Annotated in this window: 22 protein-coding genes; 6 read left to right on the top strand and 16 right to left on the bottom strand. The window is 40.9% G+C overall.

Features of this window, described 5'->3' with window-relative positions; genetic code table 11:
• Nucleotide 1: 1 nt before the first annotated feature.
• Together BAU15_RS01105 and BAU15_RS01100 are read right to left on the bottom strand one after the other, a co-directional pair.
• On the bottom strand, nt 2-1,282 hold the full coding sequence (locus BAU15_RS01105) for a galactooligosaccharide ABC transporter permease GanP (protein ID WP_161840909.1): 1,281 nt from the start codon (nt 1,280-1,282) through the stop codon (nt 2-4).
• A 148-nt stretch (nt 1,283-1,430) separates the two neighbouring features.
• Nucleotides 1,431-2,693 carry a galactooligosaccharide ABC transporter substrate-binding protein GanS gene (locus BAU15_RS01100; protein WP_161840908.1) on the bottom strand — a complete coding sequence of 421 codons (1,263 nt, stop codon included), beginning with the start codon at nt 2,691-2,693 and terminating at the stop codon, nt 1,431-1,433.
• A gap of 311 nt (nt 2,694-3,004) precedes the next feature.
• Between BAU15_RS01100 and BAU15_RS01095 the strand changes: the two genes are divergently transcribed.
• A complete protein-coding gene (locus BAU15_RS01095) occupies nt 3,005-4,000 on the top strand; it encodes a LacI family DNA-binding transcriptional regulator (protein ID WP_161840907.1) in 996 nt (331 codons plus the stop codon).
• 288 nt (nt 4,001-4,288) lie between these two features.
• Nucleotides 4,289-4,690, top strand: coding sequence for a hypothetical protein (locus BAU15_RS01090; RefSeq protein WP_161840906.1), 402 nt, complete (start codon nt 4,289-4,291; stop codon nt 4,688-4,690).
• 178 nt (nt 4,691-4,868) lie between these two features.
• On the opposite strand, the gene BAU15_RS01085 is transcribed toward BAU15_RS01090, so the two are convergent.
• Nucleotides 4,869-6,104, bottom strand: coding sequence for a DUF4352 domain-containing protein (locus tag BAU15_RS01085; RefSeq protein ID WP_161840905.1), 1,236 nt, complete (start codon nt 6,102-6,104; stop codon nt 4,869-4,871).
• Nucleotides 6,105-6,329: 225 nt separating this feature from the next.
• On the opposite strand from BAU15_RS01085, the gene BAU15_RS01080 reads away from it, so the two are divergent.
• A complete protein-coding gene (locus tag BAU15_RS01080) occupies nt 6,330-6,674 on the top strand; it encodes an IS66 family transposase (RefSeq protein WP_272927901.1) in 345 nt (114 codons plus the stop codon).
• 229 nt (nt 6,675-6,903) lie between these two features.
• Here BAU15_RS01080 and BAU15_RS01075 read toward each other — a convergent pair whose 3' ends face one another.
• The 6 genes from BAU15_RS01075 to nirB all read right to left on the bottom strand — a co-directional run bounded on the left by BAU15_RS01075 (nt 6,904) and on the right by nirB (nt 13,312).
• A complete protein-coding gene (locus BAU15_RS01075) occupies nt 6,904-7,578 on the bottom strand; it encodes a uroporphyrinogen-III synthase (RefSeq protein ID WP_161840903.1) in 675 nt (224 codons plus the stop codon).
• 15 nt (nt 7,579-7,593) lie between these two features.
• The gene (hemC, locus tag BAU15_RS01070; protein WP_161840902.1) at nt 7,594-8,472 is read right to left on the bottom strand and encodes a hydroxymethylbilane synthase; all 879 of its coding nucleotides are present in this window, start codon (nt 8,470-8,472) and stop codon (nt 7,594-7,596) included.
• Between the two features lie 161 nt (nt 8,473-8,633).
• Entirely contained in the window at nt 8,634-9,413 is a 780-nt protein-coding gene (locus tag BAU15_RS01065; protein WP_161840901.1) for a formate/nitrite transporter family protein, read from the bottom strand.
• A 203-nt stretch (nt 9,414-9,616) separates the two neighbouring features.
• Nucleotides 9,617-10,576 carry a uroporphyrinogen-III C-methyltransferase gene (cobA, locus tag BAU15_RS01060; protein WP_161840900.1) on the bottom strand — a complete coding sequence of 320 codons (960 nt, stop codon included), beginning with the start codon at nt 10,574-10,576 and terminating at the stop codon, nt 9,617-9,619.
• A gap of 2 nt (nt 10,577-10,578) precedes the next feature.
• Complete coding sequence (locus BAU15_RS01055) at nt 10,579-10,884, bottom strand: nitrite reductase (NAD(P)H) small subunit (RefSeq protein ID WP_161840899.1); 306 nt, start codon at nt 10,882-10,884, stop codon at nt 10,579-10,581.
• Between the two features lies 1 nt (nt 10,885).
• On the bottom strand, nt 10,886-13,312 hold the full coding sequence (nirB, locus tag BAU15_RS01050) for a nitrite reductase large subunit NirB (RefSeq protein ID WP_161840898.1): 2,427 nt from the start codon (nt 13,310-13,312) through the stop codon (nt 10,886-10,888).
• A 272-nt stretch (nt 13,313-13,584) separates the two neighbouring features.
• Here nirB and BAU15_RS01045 point away from each other — a divergent pair, with 272 nt between their 5' ends.
• Together BAU15_RS01045 and BAU15_RS01040 are read left to right on the top strand one after the other, a co-directional pair.
• Nucleotides 13,585-13,899, top strand: a complete 315-nt coding sequence (locus BAU15_RS01045; protein WP_161840897.1) for a DUF6442 family protein — start codon at nt 13,585-13,587, stop codon at nt 13,897-13,899.
• Complete coding sequence (locus tag BAU15_RS01040; protein WP_161840896.1) at nt 13,899-14,108, top strand: helix-turn-helix transcriptional regulator; 210 nt, start codon at nt 13,899-13,901, stop codon at nt 14,106-14,108. Before BAU15_RS01045 ends, BAU15_RS01040 begins: the two co-directional genes overlap by 1 nt.
• Nucleotides 14,109-14,269: 161 nt before the next feature.
• Here the strand turns inward: BAU15_RS01040 and BAU15_RS01035 are convergent, their stop codons facing one another.
• From BAU15_RS01035 to BAU15_RS01015, 5 genes are all read right to left on the bottom strand, one after another.
• Nucleotides 14,270-14,773, bottom strand: a complete 504-nt coding sequence (locus tag BAU15_RS01035; protein WP_161840895.1) for a precorrin-2 dehydrogenase/sirohydrochlorin ferrochelatase family protein — start codon at nt 14,771-14,773, stop codon at nt 14,270-14,272.
• Complete coding sequence (locus BAU15_RS01030) at nt 14,758-15,492, bottom strand: sirohydrochlorin chelatase (protein WP_161840894.1); 735 nt, start codon at nt 15,490-15,492, stop codon at nt 14,758-14,760. Before BAU15_RS01030 ends, BAU15_RS01035 begins: the two co-directional genes overlap by 16 nt.
• A 110-nt stretch (nt 15,493-15,602) precedes the next feature.
• Complete coding sequence (locus BAU15_RS01025; protein ID WP_161840893.1) at nt 15,603-16,235, bottom strand: response regulator transcription factor; 633 nt, start codon at nt 16,233-16,235, stop codon at nt 15,603-15,605.
• Nucleotides 16,236-16,241: 6 nt separating this feature from the next.
• A complete protein-coding gene (locus BAU15_RS01020) occupies nt 16,242-17,222 on the bottom strand; it encodes a sensor histidine kinase (RefSeq protein WP_161840892.1) in 981 nt (326 codons plus the stop codon).
• A gap of 4 nt (nt 17,223-17,226) precedes the next feature.
• Complete coding sequence (locus BAU15_RS01015; RefSeq protein WP_161840891.1) at nt 17,227-17,655, bottom strand: GAF domain-containing protein; 429 nt, start codon at nt 17,653-17,655, stop codon at nt 17,227-17,229.
• Between the two features lie 120 nt (nt 17,656-17,775).
• Between BAU15_RS01015 and BAU15_RS01010 the strand changes: the two genes are divergently transcribed.
• On the top strand, nt 17,776-19,257 hold the full coding sequence (locus BAU15_RS01010; protein WP_161840890.1) for an amino acid permease: 1,482 nt from the start codon (nt 17,776-17,778) through the stop codon (nt 19,255-19,257).
• A gap of 178 nt (nt 19,258-19,435) precedes the next feature.
• Here BAU15_RS01010 and BAU15_RS01005 read toward each other — a convergent pair whose 3' ends face one another.
• Both BAU15_RS01005 and BAU15_RS01000 read right to left on the bottom strand, forming a co-directional pair.
• Complete coding sequence (locus tag BAU15_RS01005) at nt 19,436-20,860, bottom strand: 6-phospho-beta-glucosidase (RefSeq protein WP_161841272.1); 1,425 nt, start codon at nt 20,858-20,860, stop codon at nt 19,436-19,438.
• A gap of 13 nt (nt 20,861-20,873) precedes the next feature.
• Complete coding sequence (locus BAU15_RS01000) at nt 20,874-22,826, bottom strand: beta-glucoside-specific PTS transporter subunit IIABC (RefSeq protein ID WP_161840889.1); 1,953 nt, start codon at nt 22,824-22,826, stop codon at nt 20,874-20,876.
• Nucleotides 22,827-22,895: the final 69 nt, after the last annotated feature.

Raw genomic sequence — 22,895 nt, 5'->3', positions numbered from 1 at the left:
ATTAAACTTCCTCCTTGAAAGAATTTGTTCGTCTAAACTGCCACAAGGCGATTCCTATAACGACAATCGATAACATAATCGTTAAAGCTGCTGCTAAAGCATACTGACTATTCTGCATCGTTAATTTATATATCCAAGAGACCAGAATATCTGTTCCGCCTGCTGTCGAACCTGGAACTGCTGGACCGCCAGAATTAAATAAGTAAATGATGTTAAAGTTGTTAAAGTTGAAGGTATACTGCGTGATGATAATTGGTGCCATTGAATAAAGAACTAACGGCAAAGTGATCTTTTTAAATTTCTGAATAGCCGACGCACCATCAATCGTAGCCGCTTCATATAAATCTTCTGGAATAGATTGCAAAGTTCCTGTAGTGACAATAAAAATATACGGGAAACCTAACCAACCTTGAATCAGTAACAATGCTAAGCGAGTCCAGTTGGCGTCTGTTAGCCAAGGAATCGGTGAAATATGAAGAAAATTCAAAATCGTATTATTGATTGCACCAAAGCTATCATTGAACATTCCCGCAAAGACTAAGATTGTCACAAACCCTGGAACTGCCCACGGTAAGACAAGAATCGTCCGGAAGAATTTTTTGAAGCGAAGGTCTTTTTGATGAACGACTACAGCCAAAAAGACACCAATTCCGACTTGTAGACTAGACGCAACCAATGTCCAAATAACTGTCCAACCAAGTACGTTGAAAAATGTATCTCGCCAAATATCAACCGTAAAGATTTTTTTGAATGTTTCTATCCCCACCCAATCGGCTAAATTTGCCGGTGCGGAATGATATAAATCGTAGTTTGTAAATGCCAGAGCAATACTGAATAAAATCGGAAAAATAACTGAAAAAACTAATAAAATAAATGCTGGACTACTCATTAAATATGGATAGCCTTCTTTTAATAAAGCTTGATAACTTTGCTTAATTGAATTTACTTCCAAGCCTTGATCAACTAATTCACCGTTTTTATAAGCATCACGAATATTTAAATAGTAAAATAAGCCACCGAAAGCAATGACAATCAAAGCGACAAGTCCTTCTGCCAGTAAAAATATTGAATTATCTCTTGGTACTTCAGTTCCTAGCGTCGCAATTCCCCATAAACCCATATTGAATAAATCTTTAAAAACGATCAGATACATAGCAAAGAAAAATAAGAATAATCCACCTTTTATCTTTTGCTTATTATAAAACTGACCAAATCCAGGAATGATTGAAAAAAGTGCCGCTTTTTTAGCCCTAGAGCCTGTTTGATTCACTGTGTCATTCATAAAACAATCTCCCTTTTCATTAGAGTACGTCTAAAACTTTACCTAAGTTCCTTTAGTTAAACTCTATGTTTAAGAGAGAAACAATCGCTGTTTCTCTCTATCTTCTGCCTAGCTAAAGTCCCTATTCTATTTTTCTATTGATTACAGCTTAGTTACCATTTGCTGCAATAGCTGATTTGATTTGATCAACCGCTTGAGTCAAAGCCTCTTTTGGTTCTGCCTTTCCTGTCGCGACTGTTTGAAGAGCGGCATCAATTGGTTTCCAGACAGAGTTCATTTCTGTAATCCCAGGTGTTAACTCCGCATATTTGGATTGTTCTGCAATTGCTACAGCACTTTCGCTTTCTTTCACTGAAGGATCATCAGCTAAAGCCGTAACTGCAGGTACTTCCCCTGTTTTTTCATAACGTACTTTTGAATTTTCTTCATTTGAAATGAAGGTGACAAATTTTTCAGCTAACTCAGCATTTTTAGTATAGCTGCTGACGTTATAGCTTTTCACACCGATAAACGAACCCATATGTTCACCATTGCCAAGCATTGGTAATTCTTTGATTCCATAGTCAACTCCGGCATCTTTATAAGGTGCGACATTCCATGGTCCAGAAATGACAGCTGCGGCTTTCCCTTCTGTAAATAGAGAATCCAATACGTTAATTCCTTGTTCCCCGACTAACCCAGATGGAAATAATCCTTCATCATAAAATGTTTTGATAACCTCTGCTCCTTCGATTGCTCCTTTATTAGCAAGACCAATATCACTAGGATCATAGCTACCGTCATCATTTTGACCAAATACATAACTGCCATATCCACTTAGGACGCCTTGTGCATAATAGATTTGATCCCAAAGAGCTAATAATCCATAGCTATCATCTGTTGTTACTTCTTTAGAATATGCCTGCCATTCATCGACTGTTTTTGGCAATTCATTTTCGGAAATCAATGCTTTGTTATAGTATAAAATTTGTGTTTCAACAGCTTTTGGTAATCCATAAACTTTTCCATCGACAATTTGCGATTGCATAGCAGATTCTGTATACATGCTTTGCGTATCCTCATCGACAGCCAATTCTTTAATCAATCCCTCTGTTACCGCAGTACCAATCTGGTCTCCAGGAATCGTAATGACATCTGCACCAGTTCCGGCAGGTCCATCTAAACGTAGGTCTTCGATCTGTCCACCATATGCTTTTTCTACGACTTTAATTTTCACATCATTTTCTTTTTCAAATGCTTTAACCGCATCTTCAATCCCTGCAGACTTTGATTGGTCTTCCCAAACGAGCAAATCATATTCTTTATTACTCGATTTCTCTGGTGAGTCACTTGCTGAATCACCTTTAGGACCACATGCTGCCAAACCCAACACAACTGAACTAGCTAATAAAAACATCGTAATCTTCTTCATTTTATTTCCACCTTTTCATTTTAATGATTTTGAAAACGCTATCTACAAGAACTATAATAAATTATTTTACTTAATTTGTAAAGTATTTTATTTGCATAATTTACTTTAAAGGTAAATAAATTTACCAACATACGTGCTAAAAAAGCAATAAAACTCTGAATAATAGACGGAACACGCAGAATTCATCACTAACTTCGAACTTCTGATCTCCACTACAATAAATTATATATCTTTAAAAAGTAATATAATTTAGTAAATTTATTTACTTTTACTATAAATTAAGTGTATACTGTATTTGAGGTGAAATATATATGGTAACTCTAAAAGAAATTGCAAAAAATTCCGGCTATTCACAAGCAACAGTTTCTCGTTTATTCAAAGGAGACTCTTCACTTTCTATAACAAATGAAACCAAACAAAAAATCATACATACAGCACTTTCAATGGGGTATGATCGTTCAAAAATTAAAACAACGTTGGAAAAAATTGCCGTATTATTTTGGTTAACTGAACAAGAAGAATTACAAGATGTTTATTTCCAACAACTACGTCTATCTTTAGAAAAATATGCCCAACTAAGTAATATGGAAATTGAAATGATTAAACATGAACAAGACACTATACAAATACCCGATTCAGTTTCAGGATTTGTGGGTGTGGGTTCGTTTACGAGCAAGGAGCTGTTAACACTTAAAGAGAAGTGTCCAAATGGTGTCTTATTAGAATTGAACCCTGAGCCTGATTTATTTGATACCGTAAAGCCTGATACAGATAGAATTACTCGCCAAGCAATTGATTACTTCCTAAAAAAAGGCTATAAAAAAATTGGTTTTATCGGCGGCGCCTTTCATAATCCGGATGAAGATGAAGACGAATCTGATAGTCGTGAGATTGCCTTCCGTCAGTATGCAAAGAAAAAAGGGGTATTAAACGAAGAATATATTTTTTCTAAAGGAAAATTCACCGTCAATCAAGGGTATGAATTAACCTTAGAATTAATCAATCAGTTAGGTGATGACTTACCTGATGCTTTCTTCATTGCCTCAGATACAATTGCTGTTGGTGCTCTTCAAGCATTTAATGAAAGATATATTTCTATCCCAGATCGCTTAGAAATAATCAGTGTTAACGATACGGAGATATCTAAGTTTGTTTCCCCACCACTAACTACTTTTCGGATTGATGTGGAAGAAATTGCTAAAACTGCAATAGATATGCTGGTTGATCAAATTGTTTATCCTAGACAGATTACTAAGACGGTTTTATTAGGATCAGAGATTATTATACGAAAAAGCTTTCAACCATAATACTTAGAGATATTCGAAAATCAACAATTTTTTATTAAATGACTTACGAGCAGTAGATGCGTCTATTAATTTCTCACTTATATCCATAAACGGGCATATGACAAAATTTTGTCATATGCCCATTTATTTGAATTTGCTTGCTTCTTCCCCATCCACTTCTCCATTCTACCTTTATTTTTTCAAAATAGTTGGCGTTCATTTCGAAAATTCGGTAAACTACAAGTAAGCATCTATTTACAGATCTTTTTAGTAGAAGCTGCTATCTCTAACCAGTCTGGAGGGGTTCCTTTGAAACATAATTATACAAAAATCGCGACCGTTTTCAGTACGCTTGATTTATTTTTATTCGCATTGTTAGGCTTTTTATTCAAGGCGCCACTTGTTTTTGTTGCCATATTCGTAATCAAATTAGTGATTCATCTAGCCATGGTTCGCAAAGAAGCCTTGAAACCTGTTCTAATATTTGATGGAATACTCGCACTTCTGCCTATTTCGGCAATCGTCATTCCTTTATTTATCCATCTATTCATTCAGGCAGGCAATACCTTTGTCATTTCTTGGGTAGTTTTAATTTTTGGCATCTACGCCTCACCAATGACCCTTGTCTATGGCGGAATATCATTAACTTTTGGTGCACTCTCTCTTAAAGATAAGTACACGCAAACAATCGATGAATCAAATAACGAATAGGATTCAATCAGTTTGCCTCAGCTGTTCGATAGTTGCTCCTTAGCAGTTATTTTTGTTAGTCATCTAGTTACCTGTCCACACAAAGAGCCCGTATAAAAAGGAATTTGTTCCTTTTATACGGGCTCTTTTATTTTATATGCCAAAAATACAACTATTTTCTATTTTCAGCAATACCGTTTTATTTCAATTCAAATGTTAAATCGTTAAGGCTTGTGATACGTTCAAATTCAGTGTTTAAAATGTTCACATCTAGAACCAATCCTTGATCTTTATATAGTTTATCATAAGACTCTTTATCTAAAGTAAAGACTAAATATTTCGTTCCTTCTTGGCCTTTTCCAACATTATCGGCACCAGAATCGACTTGTAGCATGTTTTCACTCATCATTTTGATTGAATTACCAATAGCTAATGTTGCTGAAGTATCATCCACGTTTAAGGCTTCAGTTCCATCATTTTTAACGATAACTTCTGCAGTAACTAGGACTACGCCTGTTTCAAAATCAGAAAATCTTGACGCTTGGTCTTCATTGGGTTCAAAATCTGCTACTTGATAGCCAGTTACCGTTACACTAACATCCTCAAATTTTTCAGTTTTGTTGATTTCTTTTGCTTCAATCATAGTTTTTGTTCCCATGTTATCTGCTGTAACTTTATCGCCGTAAAATTCTGCGGCAGCTTGTTGACTAGTTTCGCCAGCTTTAGATAACGTAATTGTTTCTTTTCCTGGCTCAACAAGGGCATCATCTTTGCTGAAACTATCCGGTTTACTATACATTCCAACAAATTCTAATTCACCAACACCAGATTCCTCAATTTTTGCCATAGCTTCTGGTTTAACTGATAAAGCGACATAGCCCGAGATTGTTTCACCCGGTTTCACTTCATTTTTACTAGCAACCATTTGGCTTAATAAATTATCTTCTAATAAATCAGGATTCCACCCAATTGATGAAGAATAGCCGACAACAGACATCGAAAATCCTGGTCCTACATACACGCTTTTATCGCTATTATTTTCATATGTCGCAGAGATAAGTAGCACACCGGCTTCTTTAACTTGATCGCCAAATACGATTCTGAAATCTCTAGAAACATCCTCTAATTTTATGTATTGGTAGCCGTTAATTGTTACGCTAACCTGATTATTTTCATTGACGATTGGTTCACTATGTTCAAATATAGTCGTCATATTTTTTGCTTCAGTCGTCTCTTTTAACTTAGTTTGAACCTCTGCCCAATCTCCTGTACCTGCAGTAGCAGACTCCTTCTTAGTCTCAGTTTCTCTTGAGCTACTCTCCGATGTCTGTGTTTCACTGGTACTAGTTTTAGTAGTTGCTGCCTCTTCTTTTCCACAGCCGCTAAGTCCTAACAAGGAAATGACTGCTAAAGATGTAAAAACCATTTTTTTCATTCGATAGCCTACTTTCTTTTTTTCATATTTCAGTTATTTTAAACAGCCCAATTATTTTTTGAGCATGTTATTTTATTATACCTTATAAATAAATAACAGGGAATGTTTTTTTGAATTTCTAAAAAAATCCATCCTTTTTTGCAAGTATCTAATAAAAGAGTAGCTATAACAATCAAACACCCCCGAGTATAGTTGATTTATCAAGTGTATTAGAGACTTTTTTTAGTGAAAACAAATGAGCTCATCCTTATCCAGCTTCAGAATCAATCAAAAAAGATGGTAGAACGCTTAAAATACTACCTCAACCAGGAAGAAGCCTTCCATGCAGACGAGACCAGTTATCAAGTTATTCAAAGTCATAAATTGGCCACATATTATTGGTTATTTGTGAAGGGCAAGCATAGTTTAAAACCATTCGCTTACTATCATCACGCGGAGGGACGAAGTAAAACTTGTCTATTGTCCTGCGCATGCGTGCCGAAAATTTTCCAGGTTATTCCAAAGAAGAGCCAAAATAAATCAATTCCAGCAACTGTGGCTGTTCAAGAGCCGTGTGTAGCAGGATACTAAAATATCAAATAACCTAACATAGTATAATGTTTGGGCGATTTTGTGTGTAGATACTAGATGATTAGACACTTACCTTCCTTTGATTGATTCTGAAGATTTATAAATTCCAATCCAAAAAGAACGCCCGACTGATGGTTTTCCCTCTCAGTCGAGCGTTCTTTTTATAATGCTCTTATCTTGCGTGCTTTTTAAACGTATAAATCTTTTTTTCCGCTCTACTCGCACAACTTTAGCCTAATTTCATCTGGTCCTTACGAATTGCCTGGAAACCGTCTTGCTGAATTGCTTGTTGTGTCGTTGGACCAATCGCAATCAGTTGAAGCTCTTTTATTTCACCCTGATATATAGAACGAAATCGTCGCCAAGCTGATGGACTCGTTAAGTACACCGCTTGAATTGCTTTTACTTGCTGCATTTTTTGAAGCCGACTTGCTGCTACTTCTGGCAAACGATTCTCGTAAGTTGTCTGCGCATAGACTGTATAATTTCCAACCAGTTGCTGCGCCACATACGTATCCGCTAATTGACTTTTGGCATAAAAAATTGTGGTGCTCTCTGGATAATGCTCTTTCCAAGCTGAAACCATCGCTGCCTTTGTCTCAATTGGGCTGATAAAATCCACTGAAAATCCAGAATTCCTGACTATCGCCGCCGTTTTCTTGCCAATCACTGCGACCTTACTCGCCTTATTGGCCTGTTTCAACACCGAGAGCACCGGTGCTTGACTCGTGAAAAAGAGCCATTCTGCATTTCTAAGATTCTTCACAGCTCGCTGACTCAAAGGAAGTTGAACAATCTCAGCCAATGGAATAATCTGCGTTTGGTAGCCCATTTGCTCAAAAAATTCTTGATCCGCCGTATTCAAAGTTTCGGCTCTAGTTAAGAGAATTGTTGGTTTACTCATTATCTTAACCCCCACTTACAGCAATTCATCTGCCGCCTGATTCGCTAACTCAAAGGCATTTGCTCCGACCAATCGAAGATAGCGTCCTTCTGCTGAACGATCCTTGGCTAAATAAGCATGAAAAATCCATTCATCGCCTGATTTTTCTGCATAGCCGCCTAACGGAATCTCACAATTCCCATCCATTCGCCGTAGAAATTGTCGCTCGGCTTGCGCGGCTTCATGGGTTTCTTGATGGGTAATTCCCGCTAATAACTGAATCAGCTCGGTATCCTCTTTGCGACATTCCACACCTAATATTCCTTGCCCGACAGCCGGTACACAAACCTCTGGCGTCAAAACTTTATAGGCGGGCAGTCTATCAAAATAGTCCAAACGTTCCAGTCCGGCACAGGCCAAAACTGTCCCATCTAAATTCTCTGTTGTCATTTTTTGTATGCGTGTTTCGATCTTGCCGCGGATTGGTGTGAAGGTCATTTGCGGATAGGCCTCTGCTAATTGTTTGGCTCTTCTGACGCTACTAGTGCCGATTAATAATGGCTCTTCCTGAGCTAAGCTTTCTTTGTCCTGCAAGATGAGACAGTCAAATGGCGTCGCGCGCTTAGGTGTCGCTGCTAGCATCAAATCGTCAGGTAAAATGGCTGGCATATCTTTCAGACTATGCACTGCAAAATCAATCAGGCCTTCTTGCAATTGATGTTCTACCTCTTTGACGAAAACGCCTGACCCGCCGATTTGCGCTAAAGGGACTTGCTGCAAACGATCCCCTTTGGTTGAAATGCCGATAATTTCGAACGAGCATTCCGGATGATTTTCTTTAATTGCGTCCACCACTAACTGCGTCTGCTTCATCGCCAGCGCACTTTTTCGACTACCAACCTTCAACGTTCTCATTATCTCCACTTCCCACATGCATATTTCTGCTACTTCTTCCTATTATAGAAGAGTCCGCCATTTTTTCAACTAGTTCTGCTTCCGTACAATTCATATCGATTTAATTCAACTTGAACTCAGCTTTAACTCAATTTGAACTTAATTGGAACGCAACTCGGATTCTATTTAGGCGTCTCTTTCATTCCTACTTTAAAGGCTAAGAAGTACATGCCAGCAAGAATTCCGCCGCCACCGACTAAATTTCCTAACCAGACAACCACCATATTGATTGAAAATTGGCTCAAAGTCACGCCACCCGCCAAGTAGCCAGCTGCTAATAAGAACATATTGGCCACCACGTGCTGATAACCAGCAATCACAAACCCAGTAATTGGTAGCATGATACCGACAATTTTGCCGATAAAATCTTTCGCCGCAAAACTCATATAAACGCCGGTACAGACTAAAATGTTACAAGCCACCGCCGATAAAAAAGTAGCCATCGGAGCATCCGCGATTCTGCCAGCAGCCACAGCGATCGTCCGTTCAACAAAAGGTCCTTGTAGCGTATTAGAAAAGTAGCCGAAAAAGACCGCTACAGCCACTGCGCCAACTAAGTTAAAGACCGTCACTAAAAACATGTTCCGAGCCCACTGCTTCAAGCTGATTTCTTTGGCATACAACGCCATCGAAACAGCCAACATATTGCCCGTCACTAATTCGCCACCAACTAATAATAAACAAATAAGTCCAAAAGGGAAGATCAACGCACCCAACAAATTAACCAAGGTCCCCCACTCTTTCGGCATTGAGCCCATCGTGCGAATCATCGCCACTCCGGCAAGCCCAATAAATACTCCTGCCATAATAGCCAACACAGCCGTCGTTAATACACTATAATTAGCCTTCGCTTTCCCTCTACTAATCGCATCATCGACTAATTCCTTTGGTGATAAAGACATAAAATTTACGCTCCTTTATTCGATCATTTTCTTCTATTTTGATTTTTATTTTAGCTTTGATTTATCTTAAATTATCTGTATTTTTACCTTCTGATATACATTTAGTTATGAGTGTCTGTTTAAACTTTTTGGTGTTTTTTCTGTTCAATCGTTCGATTAAACTAATTGAAACAAACTAGCTAACTTTTATTTTCGGATACTGCTTACTTATCAGTTTCCATTTCTTCTCGATAAAACATTTCCGCTTGTTCACTTTTGAACAAGAGTGTCGAGAAGTTGCCGTCTTTTTTGATACGTTGTGTAATCTCATCAAAGCGTGTATCACGGGTTGGCCCGACTTGTTGCCACCAAAGATCAGCGCCTTGACTGGTATATTCCACCAGCTCCGCCATTGTCGGTACTTCAGTTGAAACGATTAAGATACGTTCTTTCACATAGTCTAGTTCCTCGAACCACGGATAAGCTGACGCTTCATCGATTGCATCGCCCATCAAAATCATCGCCGGATTCTGAATTTGTTTGTCTGCTAATTCTTTTTCGATAGTCTCAACGGTGCCAAAGACACTACGTTGCCGACCTAAAGTCCCCCATTCAATGACTGCTAGTTTGCAATCTTTGGCTGGGCTATTTTTTAATTGAGGTATCCAGCTTTTCAAAGCTTCAATGCCCATGTATAAGCACAAAGTTTGTTCTTTCGGTAATTCCATTACTTGATTGACTTGATTTTCTTGGACGTAGCCAGTCAAAAATGTCACGCCGCGAGCAATCCCACGTTTGGTGAGCGAAAGTCCGTTATAAGCGGCACTGCCACTAGCTGCGGTAATGCCTGGCACAATCTCAAAAGGATAACCTAAAGCGGTCACGACTTCTAATTCTTCGGTTAAGCGCCCGAAAATCTCCGGGTCGCCGCCTTTTAGGCGAACCACCCGTTGATAGTTTTTCGGCGTTTCACTGAGTAACTGATTAATTTCAGCTTGCTTCATGGAAGGTTGGTACGGTGTTTTGCCAACATAGAAGAAATCACAGGTCTTTTTGCAATGAAACAATAACAGTGGATTAGCCAAGCGGTCGTAAATCACCGCATCGGCTGTCTCCAACAAGCGTTGCCCCTTGACTGTCAGTAACTCAATATCTCCTGGACCAGCACCAACAAAAGAGATCATGACTACACCTCCAGATAGATGTCGTCACCGTCAATCGTCACAGGATAAACGGTTAGTTGTCCTTCATCAGGCTCTTGAATTTCTCCTGTCACCAATGAAATTTTGTATTCTCGCATCGGTTCATACAGGAATTCTCCTGAGACAATGCCTTCTAAAATTGGTGATTCCGTCAACGGGCAGTAATCTTCTATCGCATAGACTTGTCCATCCGTTGTTTCAAAAATAGCAATCTTCTTCTCATCAATCGTGACTAAGCGACCGACGCGAGGAATTAATTTTGATTTTTTAGTAGCCAATACTTTTGTCATTTTATCTGCCTCCCACGACTTCAGGATTTTCAATCGTATACATTTTTTCACGTAAATCGACATCTTTAGTAATCGGTCCCCAAGGATCTTTGCGGCCTTTTGCCTCAGTTGCTTTATCCAAAGCTGTCCATAATTCTTGGCGTTTTTCGGCATCTAGTAAGACGGTTTTGACATTCTCAAAGCCCATTCGTTCGACCCATGGCGCTGTTCTTTCGCCGTAAATACCTGTTTCACGATAGTATTGCAACATCGCGCCACAAATATCGATGACTTCTTCTTCGGTTTCGGCAGTCGTTAAGAGTTGTGCTTCAACCAAGTCTGTTCCACCATTTCCGCCAATCATGATTTGGAAACCATTTTCGACCCCAATGATTCCGAAATCCTTCACAGCAGATTCGACACAGCTTCTTGGACAACCAGAAACGCCGACTTTAAATTTGTGCGGGGTATCGATATATTCAAAACGCTCTTCTAGCTTAACGCCTAGGCCCATCGTATCTTGGGTACCAAAACGGCAGAAACTCTTACCAACACAGGTTTTAACTGAACGGAAAACTTTTCCGTAAGCTTGTGCTGAAACCATATCCAATTCTTCCCAAATTTTTGGCAAGTCTGATTTTTTGACGCCATATAAACCGATCCGTTGTGAACCAGTCACTTTGACTAGTGGTACTTGATATTTTTCAGCTACTTGCGCCAACTTCATCAATTGTTGCGGCGTTGTTTGTCCACCACGCATTCTTGGAATGACTGAGAATTTTCCGTCTTTTTGAATATTGGCGTGCATCCGTTCGTTCACAACTCGCGATTCCCGCTCATCTTCATGCTCTAACGGCCAAGCGACATTCAAATAGAAGTTGACTGCTGGACGACATTTCGAACAGCCTTCAGGATTTTTCCAATCCAACGCTTCAAAAACTTCCTTCGTGCTGGTCAAATGTTTGGCATAAATTTGCGTCACGACTTGGTCACGATTCAGATCAGTACAGGCACAAATCCCAGAAGCAGTCGTCACGGCATCGCCTAGTTCACTTTCTAATAACGTTTGAACCTGTGGCTTACATTTTCCACAAGAAGTACCAGCTTTGGTCACTTTTCCAACCTCTGCTACGCTAGTTAAGCCTTTTTCGCGAATATTCCGTAAAATATCGCCTTTCGACACGCCATTACAGCCACAGACCGTTTCATCATCATCCCATGAAAGAACATCATCACCCATACCAGCGCCTTCACCAACGGCTTGTAAGACAGCGATTGACTGTAAATCGTCGATAGTTTGACCTTTTTTCATCATGTTATAATAACGGCTACCATCCTCAGTATCGCCATATAAAACGATCCCCTGAATTTTGCCATCCTTCAAGAAAATCTTCTTGTATTTTTTCGAGCTACTATCATAGGCTTCGATGCTATCCATGTCATCCGTATTTAAAATATTTCCTGCCGAATACAAATCAGCCCCAGAAACTTTCAGTGAAGTAAAGGTGGTCGACCCTTGATAAGCTTTTGCTTCTTTGCCCGTCAAGACATCCGCCAGAACTTTTCCTTGCTCAAATAGAGGCGCAACTAAGCCATAACAAACGCCATTATGCTCGGTACATTCACCGACAGAATAAATATCTGGCAGGCTGGTTTCCATAAAATCATCCACGACAATCCCACGATTAACCGTCAAGCCCATCTCGCGAGCCAGTTCAACTGCTGGACGAATCCCAATCGACATCACTACGAGATCCGTATCAATCGTTGTTCCGTCAGCGAATTTCAAGCCGGTTACACGTTCGTCGCCTAAGATTTCTTGCGTCGCATGCTCCATTAAGAAATGCAAGCCTTGATCTTCCAACTCCATTTGCAATAACTGACCCGCTTTTTCATCCAGCTGTGTTTCCATCAGCCATTTAGCCAAATGAACCACGGTCACTTCCATACCTTGCTCTTGTAACCCTTTAGCCGCTTCCAAACCAAGTAAGCCACCGCCGATCACGACCGCTTTTTTATATTGAGCCGAAGCTGCCAGCATTTCCGCCGTGTCATCAATCGTTCGAAACGCCACGACACCCTCTTTATCTGCACCAGGAATCGGCAAAATAAACGGATGCGAGCCAGTCGCCATAATTAATTTGTCATAAGGAATCCGCATGCCCGATTCAGTCGTGATTGCTTTGTCAGCCACATCAACACCGACAGCCGGGTCATGATTAATCAACGCGACATGATTTTCTTCATACCACTCATAAGGATTCGTGATAATCTCATCCACCGTCATTTTCTTTTGCAAGACATTCGACAGCATAATTCGGTTGTAATTCGGGTACTCTTCTTTACCAATAATAGTAATTTCATAACGCTCTGGATCACGGCTAATAATTTCCTCAACCGTTCGAACACCGGCCATACCGTTACCAATCACGACTAAACGTTCGCTCATAGGGTCCACCTCTTTATAATTTTCATTTGTTATCCTCTTCACAATATAGTAGATAACTCGCGCTATTTATATTAGGGAATCCCCTATATCTGATAAAATGGAAAAACTTTTTTGAAATGAACATGGCATGAACGATCGGATAAATGATGGAAATCGAGCAATATCGTCGCTACCTTTTCAGAATCCACTTCAGACACCTTGACAAGTTTTCTTGTCAAGGATAAAGCAAAACTATGCAAAGCAAACTTGTCATAAAAAAGGAGGAGACAATCATGAATAAAGAAGACATTCTAAAACGATACAAAGCAGAAGGCGTTGACGAAGGGCAAGAACAAACCAATCAGTTTAGTGATGATCAAGGTTTTTTCGCATTATGCGGATTAGCACTACTCTTATTTATTTATAAAAATTGGGTGAATCAACCGATTGGTGACATTGCTTCTCTGTTATTCATCTTCTTATCCGTAGGTTCGTTTTATCGATTTAAAAGAGGAAAAGATCGCTCAGCTTTATACTTTTCACTGCTTACTGGCGTCTTATGTCTCGCATTTTTAGTCTGGTATATTGTGAGTACGGTGGGACAATAATGAAAGATAATCTGATTTTATACAATCATTTAAAAGAAGCCCGAGCAGAAGCCAAATTATCACAAGCGCAGTTAGCTGAAATGATTGGCGTTTCGCGAAATACCATCAGCTCGATCGAAACCTTGCAGTTCAATCCAACCGCTAAATTAGCCTTGATTTTATGCATTACACTAGATAAAAAGTTCGAGGAATTATTTTACTTCGAGTAATTCTTCGAGGGAGATGTTTACGAGTTTTTGGTAGTATTTCAGCTCAACTTTTATTTACATAAAATACGTCTGGAAACACAAAAATACCGACCTCCAAAAGTTAGATTTTTTGGTCTAACTTTCGGGGGTCGATACACTTATCTGAGGTCTATTTTTGTGTTTTATTCACGATTTTCAGAATTTCTAATGCCTCTGAGCTCTTCACCCTTTTTCAACGCTTGCTCTTTTTCCTGTACAAATCCCTTGAGCTCTTCTTTGATTTGTTTCGCTTCTGTCGGACACTCGCCATACGTGGTAATTCCGACACCGACATGGTCCTCTCTTAGAAAAGCCATGTTGAAAAAGTTACTATTTTCCTGTTTGGTTGTGTCGTTGACCAATTGTTCTGGGGTCACTTCACTAAGCACATGCTGATTCACCACTTCGTCATCTGTACAGATAAAAACCATCTGAGCATGCTGAATATCGCCTTCACGATACGCTCTTTTTTTCACAATCACTTGCTTCTTCTGTGCAAACTCTTCGATTACATCAGAAACCCGAGGCGCAATCACTATCGGTCGTCCGCCGGCTTCCACTAACGATTTGATTTTCCGGGTAGCAATTTTGCCGCCACCAACTACGACAATCGTTATTTTTGAAACGTCGACTAGGATTGGGTACATAACAATTCACGCACTCTCTCTACGATAGCTTCCTTCAACTCCGGACTTTCTTCCATCGTCGGTAAAAATCGATCTTTCTGTCCGCGCGCTTCCTGAATGTTTGTCTGAATTTTTCTTGTCAAAAAGCCGTCCGTCAGGAACAACGGCTGAATCAGCAAACCTTCTTGATGCTCTTCTAAGAAATCTAGGTAGCGTTCTTCCCCGATGTGATTCGCCGTATAGACTGGCACATTAAGCCGTGCTTCTACTTTCTTCGCCACTTGCTTCAGCTGCAGATTAGGCTCCTCATAATGAGGCGTCCCGTGTGCAATCACTAAAACTTCCAGCTGTGCATTTTCAGAATTCCCCTTTTCTGAGTTTTCTTCTTCGCGGGCTTCTTGAATTGAACGCACCAAAAAGTTTTCGACAGCATCGGTCGTCGCTAGTGGCTCAGCGATACGATAGGTAGCTTGATCTTTTAAGAATTCCTGCGCCCGTTGAGGCAAATCTTCTTTGACGTGCGTAGCGGGGAATAACAAGACGGGCACAAACAATATTTCTTGTACATTCAACGAGAGAAGCGCTTGCATCGCATCCTCCAACGTCTGCTCATCACCTTCTAACAAACCAATCTTGCCGGGTACCGATAGCTCATCGATCACCGATTGAACAACTGCATTATTTTTTGTTGAAACCTGCCCTTTACGCCCATGTAATACGAAAATGACTCCTTGATTCATCCTATTCCTCCTATTTATCTGAATTTTTATTTCCCTTGGATCTTTTTCCCTATCTCTTCGATCCTCTTGTACCTTCGAATCTGCTATACCTTCCATTCTATTGATTCCTCTTAGAAGTCAACCAAGTGATGTTTCAAACTATAGCGCAGCAACCCAGCATAGCCTTCGATATTCAATTTTTTTCGAATATTTGCCTTATGGGCTTCGACGGTCTTCACTGAAATAAATAACCGCTCGGAAATTTCCTTATTGTTATAGCCTAGCGCAATCAGCGGCAAAATTTCCTTTTCCCGTTTGGACAGACTCGCATAGAGTGAATCACCCTCGGAAAGCTCAATCTCACTCAGCTCTTTTTCCGTATAACCGTGATAATAACGCTGCCCGTTTGCGACCGCACGAATCCCCTCAATCAGAATATCATCACTAGCATTCTTCAAAATAAAGCCATCCGCGTGCGCACTCAACGATTTGCGCACGTAAGATTCCTCATCATGCATCGTCAAAATAATGACCTTGACTTGCGGATACGATTCCTTGACCCGTTGTGTCGTTAAAAGGCCATTTTCGCCAGGTGGCATACTGATATCCATCAACACCACATCGACAGGCAGCCGCTCCAATTTCATGAAAACCTCGTGACCATCCGCAGCATCTCCGACGACCTGCATGTCGGCTTGGGCATTAATGAAAAAAGCCAGCGCATTTCTGACCATCGCGTGATCATCAGCAATCAAAATGTTCATTTTAACTCACTCCCTTACTGGTATCGTGAAGAAAACTTTGGTGCCTTTTGCTGGTTCAGACTCAATAGTCAGCTCACCAGAAACCGCGTGCGCTCGTTCTTTCATGTTGAGTAAGCCAAAGCCGCGCTCTTCTTTTGCCAAATTAAAGCCCTGTCCCGCATCCTCAACGGTCACAGCTAGCGTATCCTCTTTAAAATCCAACAAAATGCTGGCTTGGTTCTCCCCAGAATACTTCATCGCATTGGCAATCGCTTCTTGGATAATCCGATAAACCGCCGTGCGCGCCGCTTCTACTAAAGGCTGTTCGCACCCCGTTACCAGAAAATCAATCTCAAAGCCTGTCATCTCAATCGTTCGCTTGATAAATTGTTCCAGAGCTGGCACCAAGCCGAATTCATCCAGCGACATCGGCCGTAATTCCCCAGCTAAATTTTTAATTTCCGTTAAGACTTCTGAAAAATGCCGATCGATTTCTTGTAATTTCTCAGCCTGCGTCCCTTTTTCAATCCATTTCAAGCCGCGCGTTTCCAACATTAAACTATAGACACTCTGAGCAATCCCATCATGTAAATCCTGAGCGATTTTTTTGCGTTCCATCTCTCGCACACCATTCAGATAATCAAAAACTGAATGATCCGCAGCACCAGGCAATTCCTCAGCCACCGGTTCAATTTGTAACATCAGCTGATCCTCTGAAAAATCAACTCGCCCCCAAAACTCTGCTAATTCCGATTCTTTCGTCAAACTCTTGAATGGAAAGCCAGCCGCCGAGATGGTTTCCTCCAGGGGACACTGCAGACACTCTTTTTTTGTACTATGTAAGGCACAGCCTTGGCCCAAACTGATCTCCACGATTTTCTTCAAATCAAACGGATACACCTGTTCCAATTCCTCTGCCAACTTCGTCTTACAAATCACCTGATAATCCGTCGTTAACAGCCACAATGCTTTTTGGATATGCCGGAAAAGATTTTGTTCCTCTTGCATGTTCTCACTCATCTCCTTGGAGTAATGAAGCCAACTCTTCTGCTGCTCGACCAATCGCTTCGATATCGAACGCTGTGCAGTCGCTCCGGTAGCCCGTCAATAAGACGCCAATCACGTCATGTTTAGACATTACAGGAACAGCATAAACATTCGCTAATTTCTCTGTGCGAGCAATTGGGTATTCCAGCCTTTTCGCCACGTCGTTCATGATATCGCGATCCATTTGCGGTCGCGCTGTTTTCCAAACCAATCCAGCAATCCCACGGCCAACCTGCAAACGAATATTTTTATAGGCCTGACTCTGATTGCCAGCAACATACAGCCAATGAATTTCTTTTGGCGCCTCGGGTGGAGCAACATTTTCAGCAAGTCCGACAAAATCCACTTGCCAGTCTTTCAGTTTCTCTTCAATTAACGCTTGGATGTCTCCCATTTTCACTACTCCAATTCCCTATATTCTGTTCTTTCAACCAAAACTTTCGCAGATCCGATTGAACTTTGTTAGAAAACTCACTAATATAATACCATAACTTCCTTGGAGGGACTGCATTTTATGTCTAAGAATCTATCGGTATCTTCCCTAATTTTAATCATTACAACCACTGTTTATTCCTTTTCAAGTATGGCGACAGCCTACTTTATGATGGGGGTTAAAGCACTCCCATGGTTTTTAGTCAGTGCCCTATTTTACTTTATTCCTTATGCCTTAATCGTTGCTCAATATACTAAAAAATATGCCCACAAATCAGGTACGCTTTACGACTGGCTGAAGGATTCCCTCTCGCCAAAAGTCGCCTTTATCACGGTTTTCTTGTGGTATTGCAGCTACTTCACTTGGATGGTCAGCCTCTTTATGAAATTAACCATTCCGCTATCGATTCTTTTTTTTGGTGAAGATTTAACCAAAGCTGACACCTGGTTTTCTCTGCCGACGAACGTGATTTTAGCCGCTGTCGCCATCAGTCTAGTCTTTCTCATTCATTGGCTAATCAGTCGTGGGTTTCCAGCCATCGTGACTTTTCTAAAATTAAGTAGCTTCGCCATGCTCGGTCTCCTTTGCCTGTCATTAGTCAGCAACCTCGCGCTAATTATGCAACACGCGGATCAATTTTGGCCAAATATTGGTAAAAGTTTTCAAGCAGTTAGTTTCTTTCAAGGCACTACCAATCAATTCGCCTCACAGCTGCCCTTTTTCATTTTTTCCATCACAGCTTTCGGCGGACTCGACACCGTTGCCAGCCTCTCAGATAAAACTAGCGACAGTCAAAAGAAATACCCCAGAGCCCTAATTTTAAGCGCTGGAGTAATTGTTGCACTCTATTGTCTAGGCATCATTTTGTGGAGCGGCGCCAATGATTTAACCCTGCTGAGAGAATCCAAACACATTCATCTGGGAAATCTGATGTATCAATTAATGGAAAATTTGGCCGCTAACCTAGCCCAAACATTTCATTTTTCGGCCGCTACAAGCGCACTCTTACAACAAATTTTTGTCCGGTATACAGCCTTCACCTTGATGGCAGCCTATCTCGGCTTACTCTCTTCGATTAGTTACGGGCCATTGAAAAGTCTAATTAAAGGCACACCAAAAGAAATTTGGTCACCAAAACTATTACGTAGTAATCCACAAAAGATGCCAATCCGCGCGCTTTATTTGCAAGCAGTAATCGTAGCTCTTTGCATCCTTGCACTCTCTGTAAATAATCACTTTGTAGGGAATTTATTCAATCAACTAACCTACATGACCAATATTTCACGCGCCTTACCATACTTTATCGTAGCGATCAGTTTCCCTTTCTTTTTGAAGAAAAAAATCGTGCCACAACACGCACTCTTCATCCAAAATCAGAAAGTGAACCAGCTCTTATCACTCAGTGTCTGCGCCTGTATTTTTATCGCTATCAGCTTTCAACTCTATGAGCCACTAAAATTAGGTAATTACGCCAACCTAGCCTCACTCATCACAGGCCCATTACTCTTTGCCAGCTTCGCTTACGCGCTCTACACACGCTTTGAGTATAAGACTAGAAGCTGAAGGTGAAGAGCAAATCGTACGCCAGATTGTGAAGTATAAACAAAAAACGTAGAATCAAAAACATAAAAAATGAACGGCTAACTGCTGATTGAGCAGAGAGCCGTTCATTTTTATATTATTAATCGTTAGGCATTTGGTTTATCATTAATTTCAATCAATTCAACCAAAACAAATCTCTTTATAACTGTTCCCCATTCGAAGCAATAACTTTCTTATACCAATCAAAAGACTTTTTCTTGGTTCGATTCAATGTTCCATTTCCTTCGTCATCGCGGTCAACGTAGACAAAGCCATAACGTTTACTCATCTGGCCAGTGCTCGCGGCCACCAAATCAATGCAGCCCCAAGTTGTATAACCTAACAATTCTACGCCATCAATCTCGACAGCATCCTTGAAGGCTTGAATATGTTTTCGCAGATAATCGATCCGATAATCATCTGCGACATAGCCATTTTCATCTGGCTCGTCGATTGCCCCTAAGCCATTTTCGACAATAAATAACGGCTTTTGATAACGGTCATAGAGTTGGTTCAATGAATTTCTTAGGCCAAGCGGATCAATTTGCCAACCCCACTCAGTAGAAGGTAAATATTCATTTTTTATCGAAGGAAACAAATTACCCGTTGCCTGGGCATAATCCTCTGGCGTCCCACTCACCGTCCGTGAACAGTAATAAGAAAAGGTCACAAAATCCACCGGAGAGGCTGCTAAGATTTCGGCGTCATCCTCTGCCATCTGAATGTTTAAGCCTTCACGCTCAAATTTCTTCAACGCATAGTTAGGATACTTGCCACGAGCCTGGACATCGATAAAGAAATACCCTTCGCGATCACGATTAATTGCTTCTTGATAATCTTCTGGACGACAAGTATACGGATAGTGACTGCCGCCAGCCAGCATACAGCCGACTTTATTCTCAGGATTAATGGCGTGCGCTGCTTTTGTAACCAAGGCACTAGCCACCAATTGATGATGGGCAGCTTGATACTTAATTTCTTGGCGATTATCGCCTTCTTTAAAGATAATTCCGCCACCTACAAAAGGTTGGTGCAACAGAATATTAATCTCATTAATCGTTAACCAGTAAGTTACGTACTCCTTAAAACGCGTAAGGACAGTCGTTGCATACTGCGTGTAAAAATCGACCAGCTGACGATTTTTCCAGCCTCCGTAAGTTTTAATTAAGTGGACTGGCACATCAAAATGGGCAATCGTAACTAATGGTTCAATCCCATGCTCTTTTAACTTTTTGAAAATTCCTTCGTAAAATGCTAAACCCTCTTCATTTGGCTCGTTGTCATCGCCATTTGGAAAAATTCGCGACCACGAAAGAGACATCCGATAGACTTTAAAACCTAGTTCGGCAAACAGCTCGATATCTTCCATGTAACGATGATACATATCGATTGCGGCCTTGGCAGGATAATAGTAACCCTCTTGCCACTCTAACATTTCCAGTTCACCGGCTGCAATTTTACTTCTATCAGGTCCGGTTGGCAGAAGATCGACATTCGATAAGCCTCTGCCCCCTTCAAGAACCCCACCTTCTGCTTGATTGGCAGCTGTTGCGCCGCCCCATAAAAAATCTTTGCTTAATGCCATCATTCACACGCTCCTATCCGTTAATCGCTAAGACTGCTTGATTATTTTGAATCGGGCCTTGGACAATGGCTTCAATCGTCTGGTAATTAGCCGTATTGGTCACCACAACTGGCACTTGTGTCGAATACCCAGCTGCTTGAATTTTCTCAATATCAAAGGTGAGTAATAGCTGACCTTTTGTTACTCGTGCGCCTGTTTCAACTAACGCATCAAAATAGGTACCGTTCAATTCAACTGTATTTAAGCCAACATGAATCAGTAATTCTACGCCAGTCTCTGATACCAAACCAATCGCGTGTTTTGTTGGGAAAAGCGCCGCCACTTGTCCATCAAAGGGAGCAAATACTTTTCCTTCAGACGGTTCAATTGCAAAACCTTTTCCTAACGCTTCCGAGGCAAATGCTTCATCCTTCACTTCGCTCAAAGGAATCACTGTGCCAGGAATCGGACTACTCATGCGACTATTTTCGACTTTAATTTCACCAATTTCAGCAGCAGACACTACTGATTCGCTGAGACCGTTTGATGAATCAATTGTAGGAGCCGCATCAATTCCTGAGAAGGATGCTACTTCATTTAACTCAGTCGCTTCTTTTTCAAATTTAAAGCTCAATACATACGTCAAGACGGCCGTCACGGCTGCTGAAATGATTAGAGCAATAATGATGTTCCAGAAAAAGCGCATCGTGTCGTCCCCAATATAAAGTAAGACCGCTGGTAAGCCGGAAGATCCTGTGGCAAACCGGTGCGTATTTGTCAGACCGGCGTATAAACCACCGGACGCGCCACCAATCATCGCCGCAACTAAAGGATATTTTTTCGGTGAATTTACCCCATATAAGGTTGGCTCAGTAATCCCCATGTAGGCTGTGATTGAACCAGAAATAGCGACTTGCTTCAACTTTTTATCCTTCGTCCGTAAAGCGACCACAGCTGAAGCCGTTGCTTGTGCAATATTTGAAACCAACGCGCCTGGACCGAAGATACTATCATAACCCAACTCGGCCATTTGCATCACACCCAGTGGCGCCACGCCATTGTGCAAGCCGAACATCACCATGACTGGTAACAATCCACCAATCAGAACAGCCGGAACCCAGCTAGCATTGACACTTAAGAAGGTGAAGAAGGTTGCTAGATAGCCGCCTAAAATCGAACCAATCGGCCCTAAGATTGAAAAGGCCAGTGTACCCATAATCAGGAAAGTCAGCATCGGTACAAAAACTAATTCCACCGATTTAGGAATCACTTTGCCTAAAAACTTTTCAATGTAAGATTGGCAAAAAACAATCAATAAAATCGGAATCACTGAGCCTGTGTAGGTCGCTAAAGTGAATGGCAGCACACCAAAGAATTGCACTGGCTCGCCGGCTGTTACCAAAGCGCCCCAGTTGGGATGCATCATCATCGCAGCAACTGATACTGCTAAAATCGGATTGCTTTTCAATTTTTGAGCGACGGTAAACGCCAAAATCATAGGTAAGAAAAAGAAGACGCCATCGGCAAATAAGTTCAACATATAATACGTTTGTGAATCTGTCGTTACTACTTTAAAAACAACCAACAAGGCCAAGACAGCCTTGACCATTCCAGCACCAGATAAGGCTGGAATCACTGGCTGAAAGACGCCAGAAACAAAATCAATCACCGCTGTCACAGGACTTTTCTTTTCTTGGTCCCCTTGATTATTATTTCCATCCTTGCTAGCTTTGTTGACGTCGACAAGCGGCTCTACCTCTTCAAAAACCTCTTTCACATGCGTGCCAATCACCACTTGATGTACGCCAGCGTTATCTATGTATTTAGCCACACCATCTAACGCTTCTAATTTTTCTTGATTCAGTTTTGAACCATCCGCCAATTTAAACCGTAAACGCGTTTGACAATGATACGCCTCGGTGATATTTTCCTTCCCACCAAGCTGGGCAACAATCTCTTGCGCTAACTGTTGATACTTCTTACTCATATTTTCCACTCCTATCTGTCTACTTTTCATACGAAATTTGCGGCTGTTAGAAAGGCTGTCCGCTTCTTT

The sequence above is a fragment of the Candidatus Enterococcus huntleyi genome (genome assembly GCF_009933175.1).
Taxonomy (GTDB): domain Bacteria; phylum Bacillota; class Bacilli; order Lactobacillales; family Enterococcaceae; genus Enterococcus_K; species Enterococcus_K huntleyi.
Note: the sequence above shows the minus strand (reverse complement) of the source record. Positions and strands in the feature narration are given on the sequence as shown.

Coding starts and splice junctions, on each gene's coding strand:
- BAU15_RS01105 (WP_161840909.1), bottom strand. CDS start 1,282: ATGAATGACACAGTGAATCAAACAGGCTCTAGGGCTAAAAAAGCGGCA.
- BAU15_RS01100 (WP_161840908.1), bottom strand. CDS start 2,693: ATGAAGAAGATTACGATGTTTTTATTAGCTAGTTCAGTTGTGTTGGGT.
- BAU15_RS01095 (WP_161840907.1), top strand. CDS start 3,005: ATGGTAACTCTAAAAGAAATTGCAAAAAATTCCGGCTATTCACAAGCA.
- BAU15_RS01085 (WP_161840905.1), bottom strand. CDS start 6,104: ATGAAAAAAATGGTTTTTACATCTTTAGCAGTCATTTCCTTGTTAGGA.
- BAU15_RS01075 (WP_161840903.1), bottom strand. CDS start 7,578: ATGAGTAAACCAACAATTCTCTTAACTAGAGCCGAAACTTTGAATACG.
- hemC (WP_161840902.1), bottom strand. CDS start 8,472: ATGAGAACGTTGAAGGTTGGTAGTCGAAAAAGTGCGCTGGCGATGAAG.
- BAU15_RS01065 (WP_161840901.1), bottom strand. CDS start 9,413: ATGTCTTTATCACCAAAGGAATTAGTCGATGATGCGATTAGTAGAGGG.
- cobA (WP_161840900.1), bottom strand. CDS start 10,576: ATGATCTCTTTTGTTGGTGCTGGTCCAGGAGATATTGAGTTACTGACA.
- BAU15_RS01055 (WP_161840899.1), bottom strand. CDS start 10,884: ATGACAAAAGTATTGGCTACTAAAAAATCAAAATTAATTCCTCGCGTC.
- nirB (WP_161840898.1), bottom strand. CDS start 13,312: ATGAGCGAACGTTTAGTCGTGATTGGTAACGGTATGGCCGGTGTTCGA.
- BAU15_RS01045 (WP_161840897.1), top strand. CDS start 13,585: ATGAATAAAGAAGACATTCTAAAACGATACAAAGCAGAAGGCGTTGAC.
- BAU15_RS01040 (WP_161840896.1), top strand. CDS start 13,899: ATGAAAGATAATCTGATTTTATACAATCATTTAAAAGAAGCCCGAGCA.
- BAU15_RS01035 (WP_161840895.1), bottom strand. CDS start 14,773: ATGTACCCAATCCTAGTCGACGTTTCAAAAATAACGATTGTCGTAGTT.
- BAU15_RS01030 (WP_161840894.1), bottom strand. CDS start 15,492: ATGAATCAAGGAGTCATTTTCGTATTACATGGGCGTAAAGGGCAGGTT.
- BAU15_RS01025 (WP_161840893.1), bottom strand. CDS start 16,235: ATGAACATTTTGATTGCTGATGATCACGCGATGGTCAGAAATGCGCTG.
- BAU15_RS01020 (WP_161840892.1), bottom strand. CDS start 17,222: ATGCAAGAGGAACAAAATCTTTTCCGGCATATCCAAAAAGCATTGTGG.
- BAU15_RS01015 (WP_161840891.1), bottom strand. CDS start 17,655: ATGGGAGACATCCAAGCGTTAATTGAAGAGAAACTGAAAGACTGGCAA.
- BAU15_RS01010 (WP_161840890.1), top strand. CDS start 17,776: ATGTCTAAGAATCTATCGGTATCTTCCCTAATTTTAATCATTACAACC.
- BAU15_RS01005 (WP_161841272.1), bottom strand. CDS start 20,860: ATGGCATTAAGCAAAGATTTTTTATGGGGCGGCGCAACAGCTGCCAAT.
- BAU15_RS01000 (WP_161840889.1), bottom strand. CDS start 22,826: ATGAGTAAGAAGTATCAACAGTTAGCGCAAGAGATTGTTGCCCAGCTT.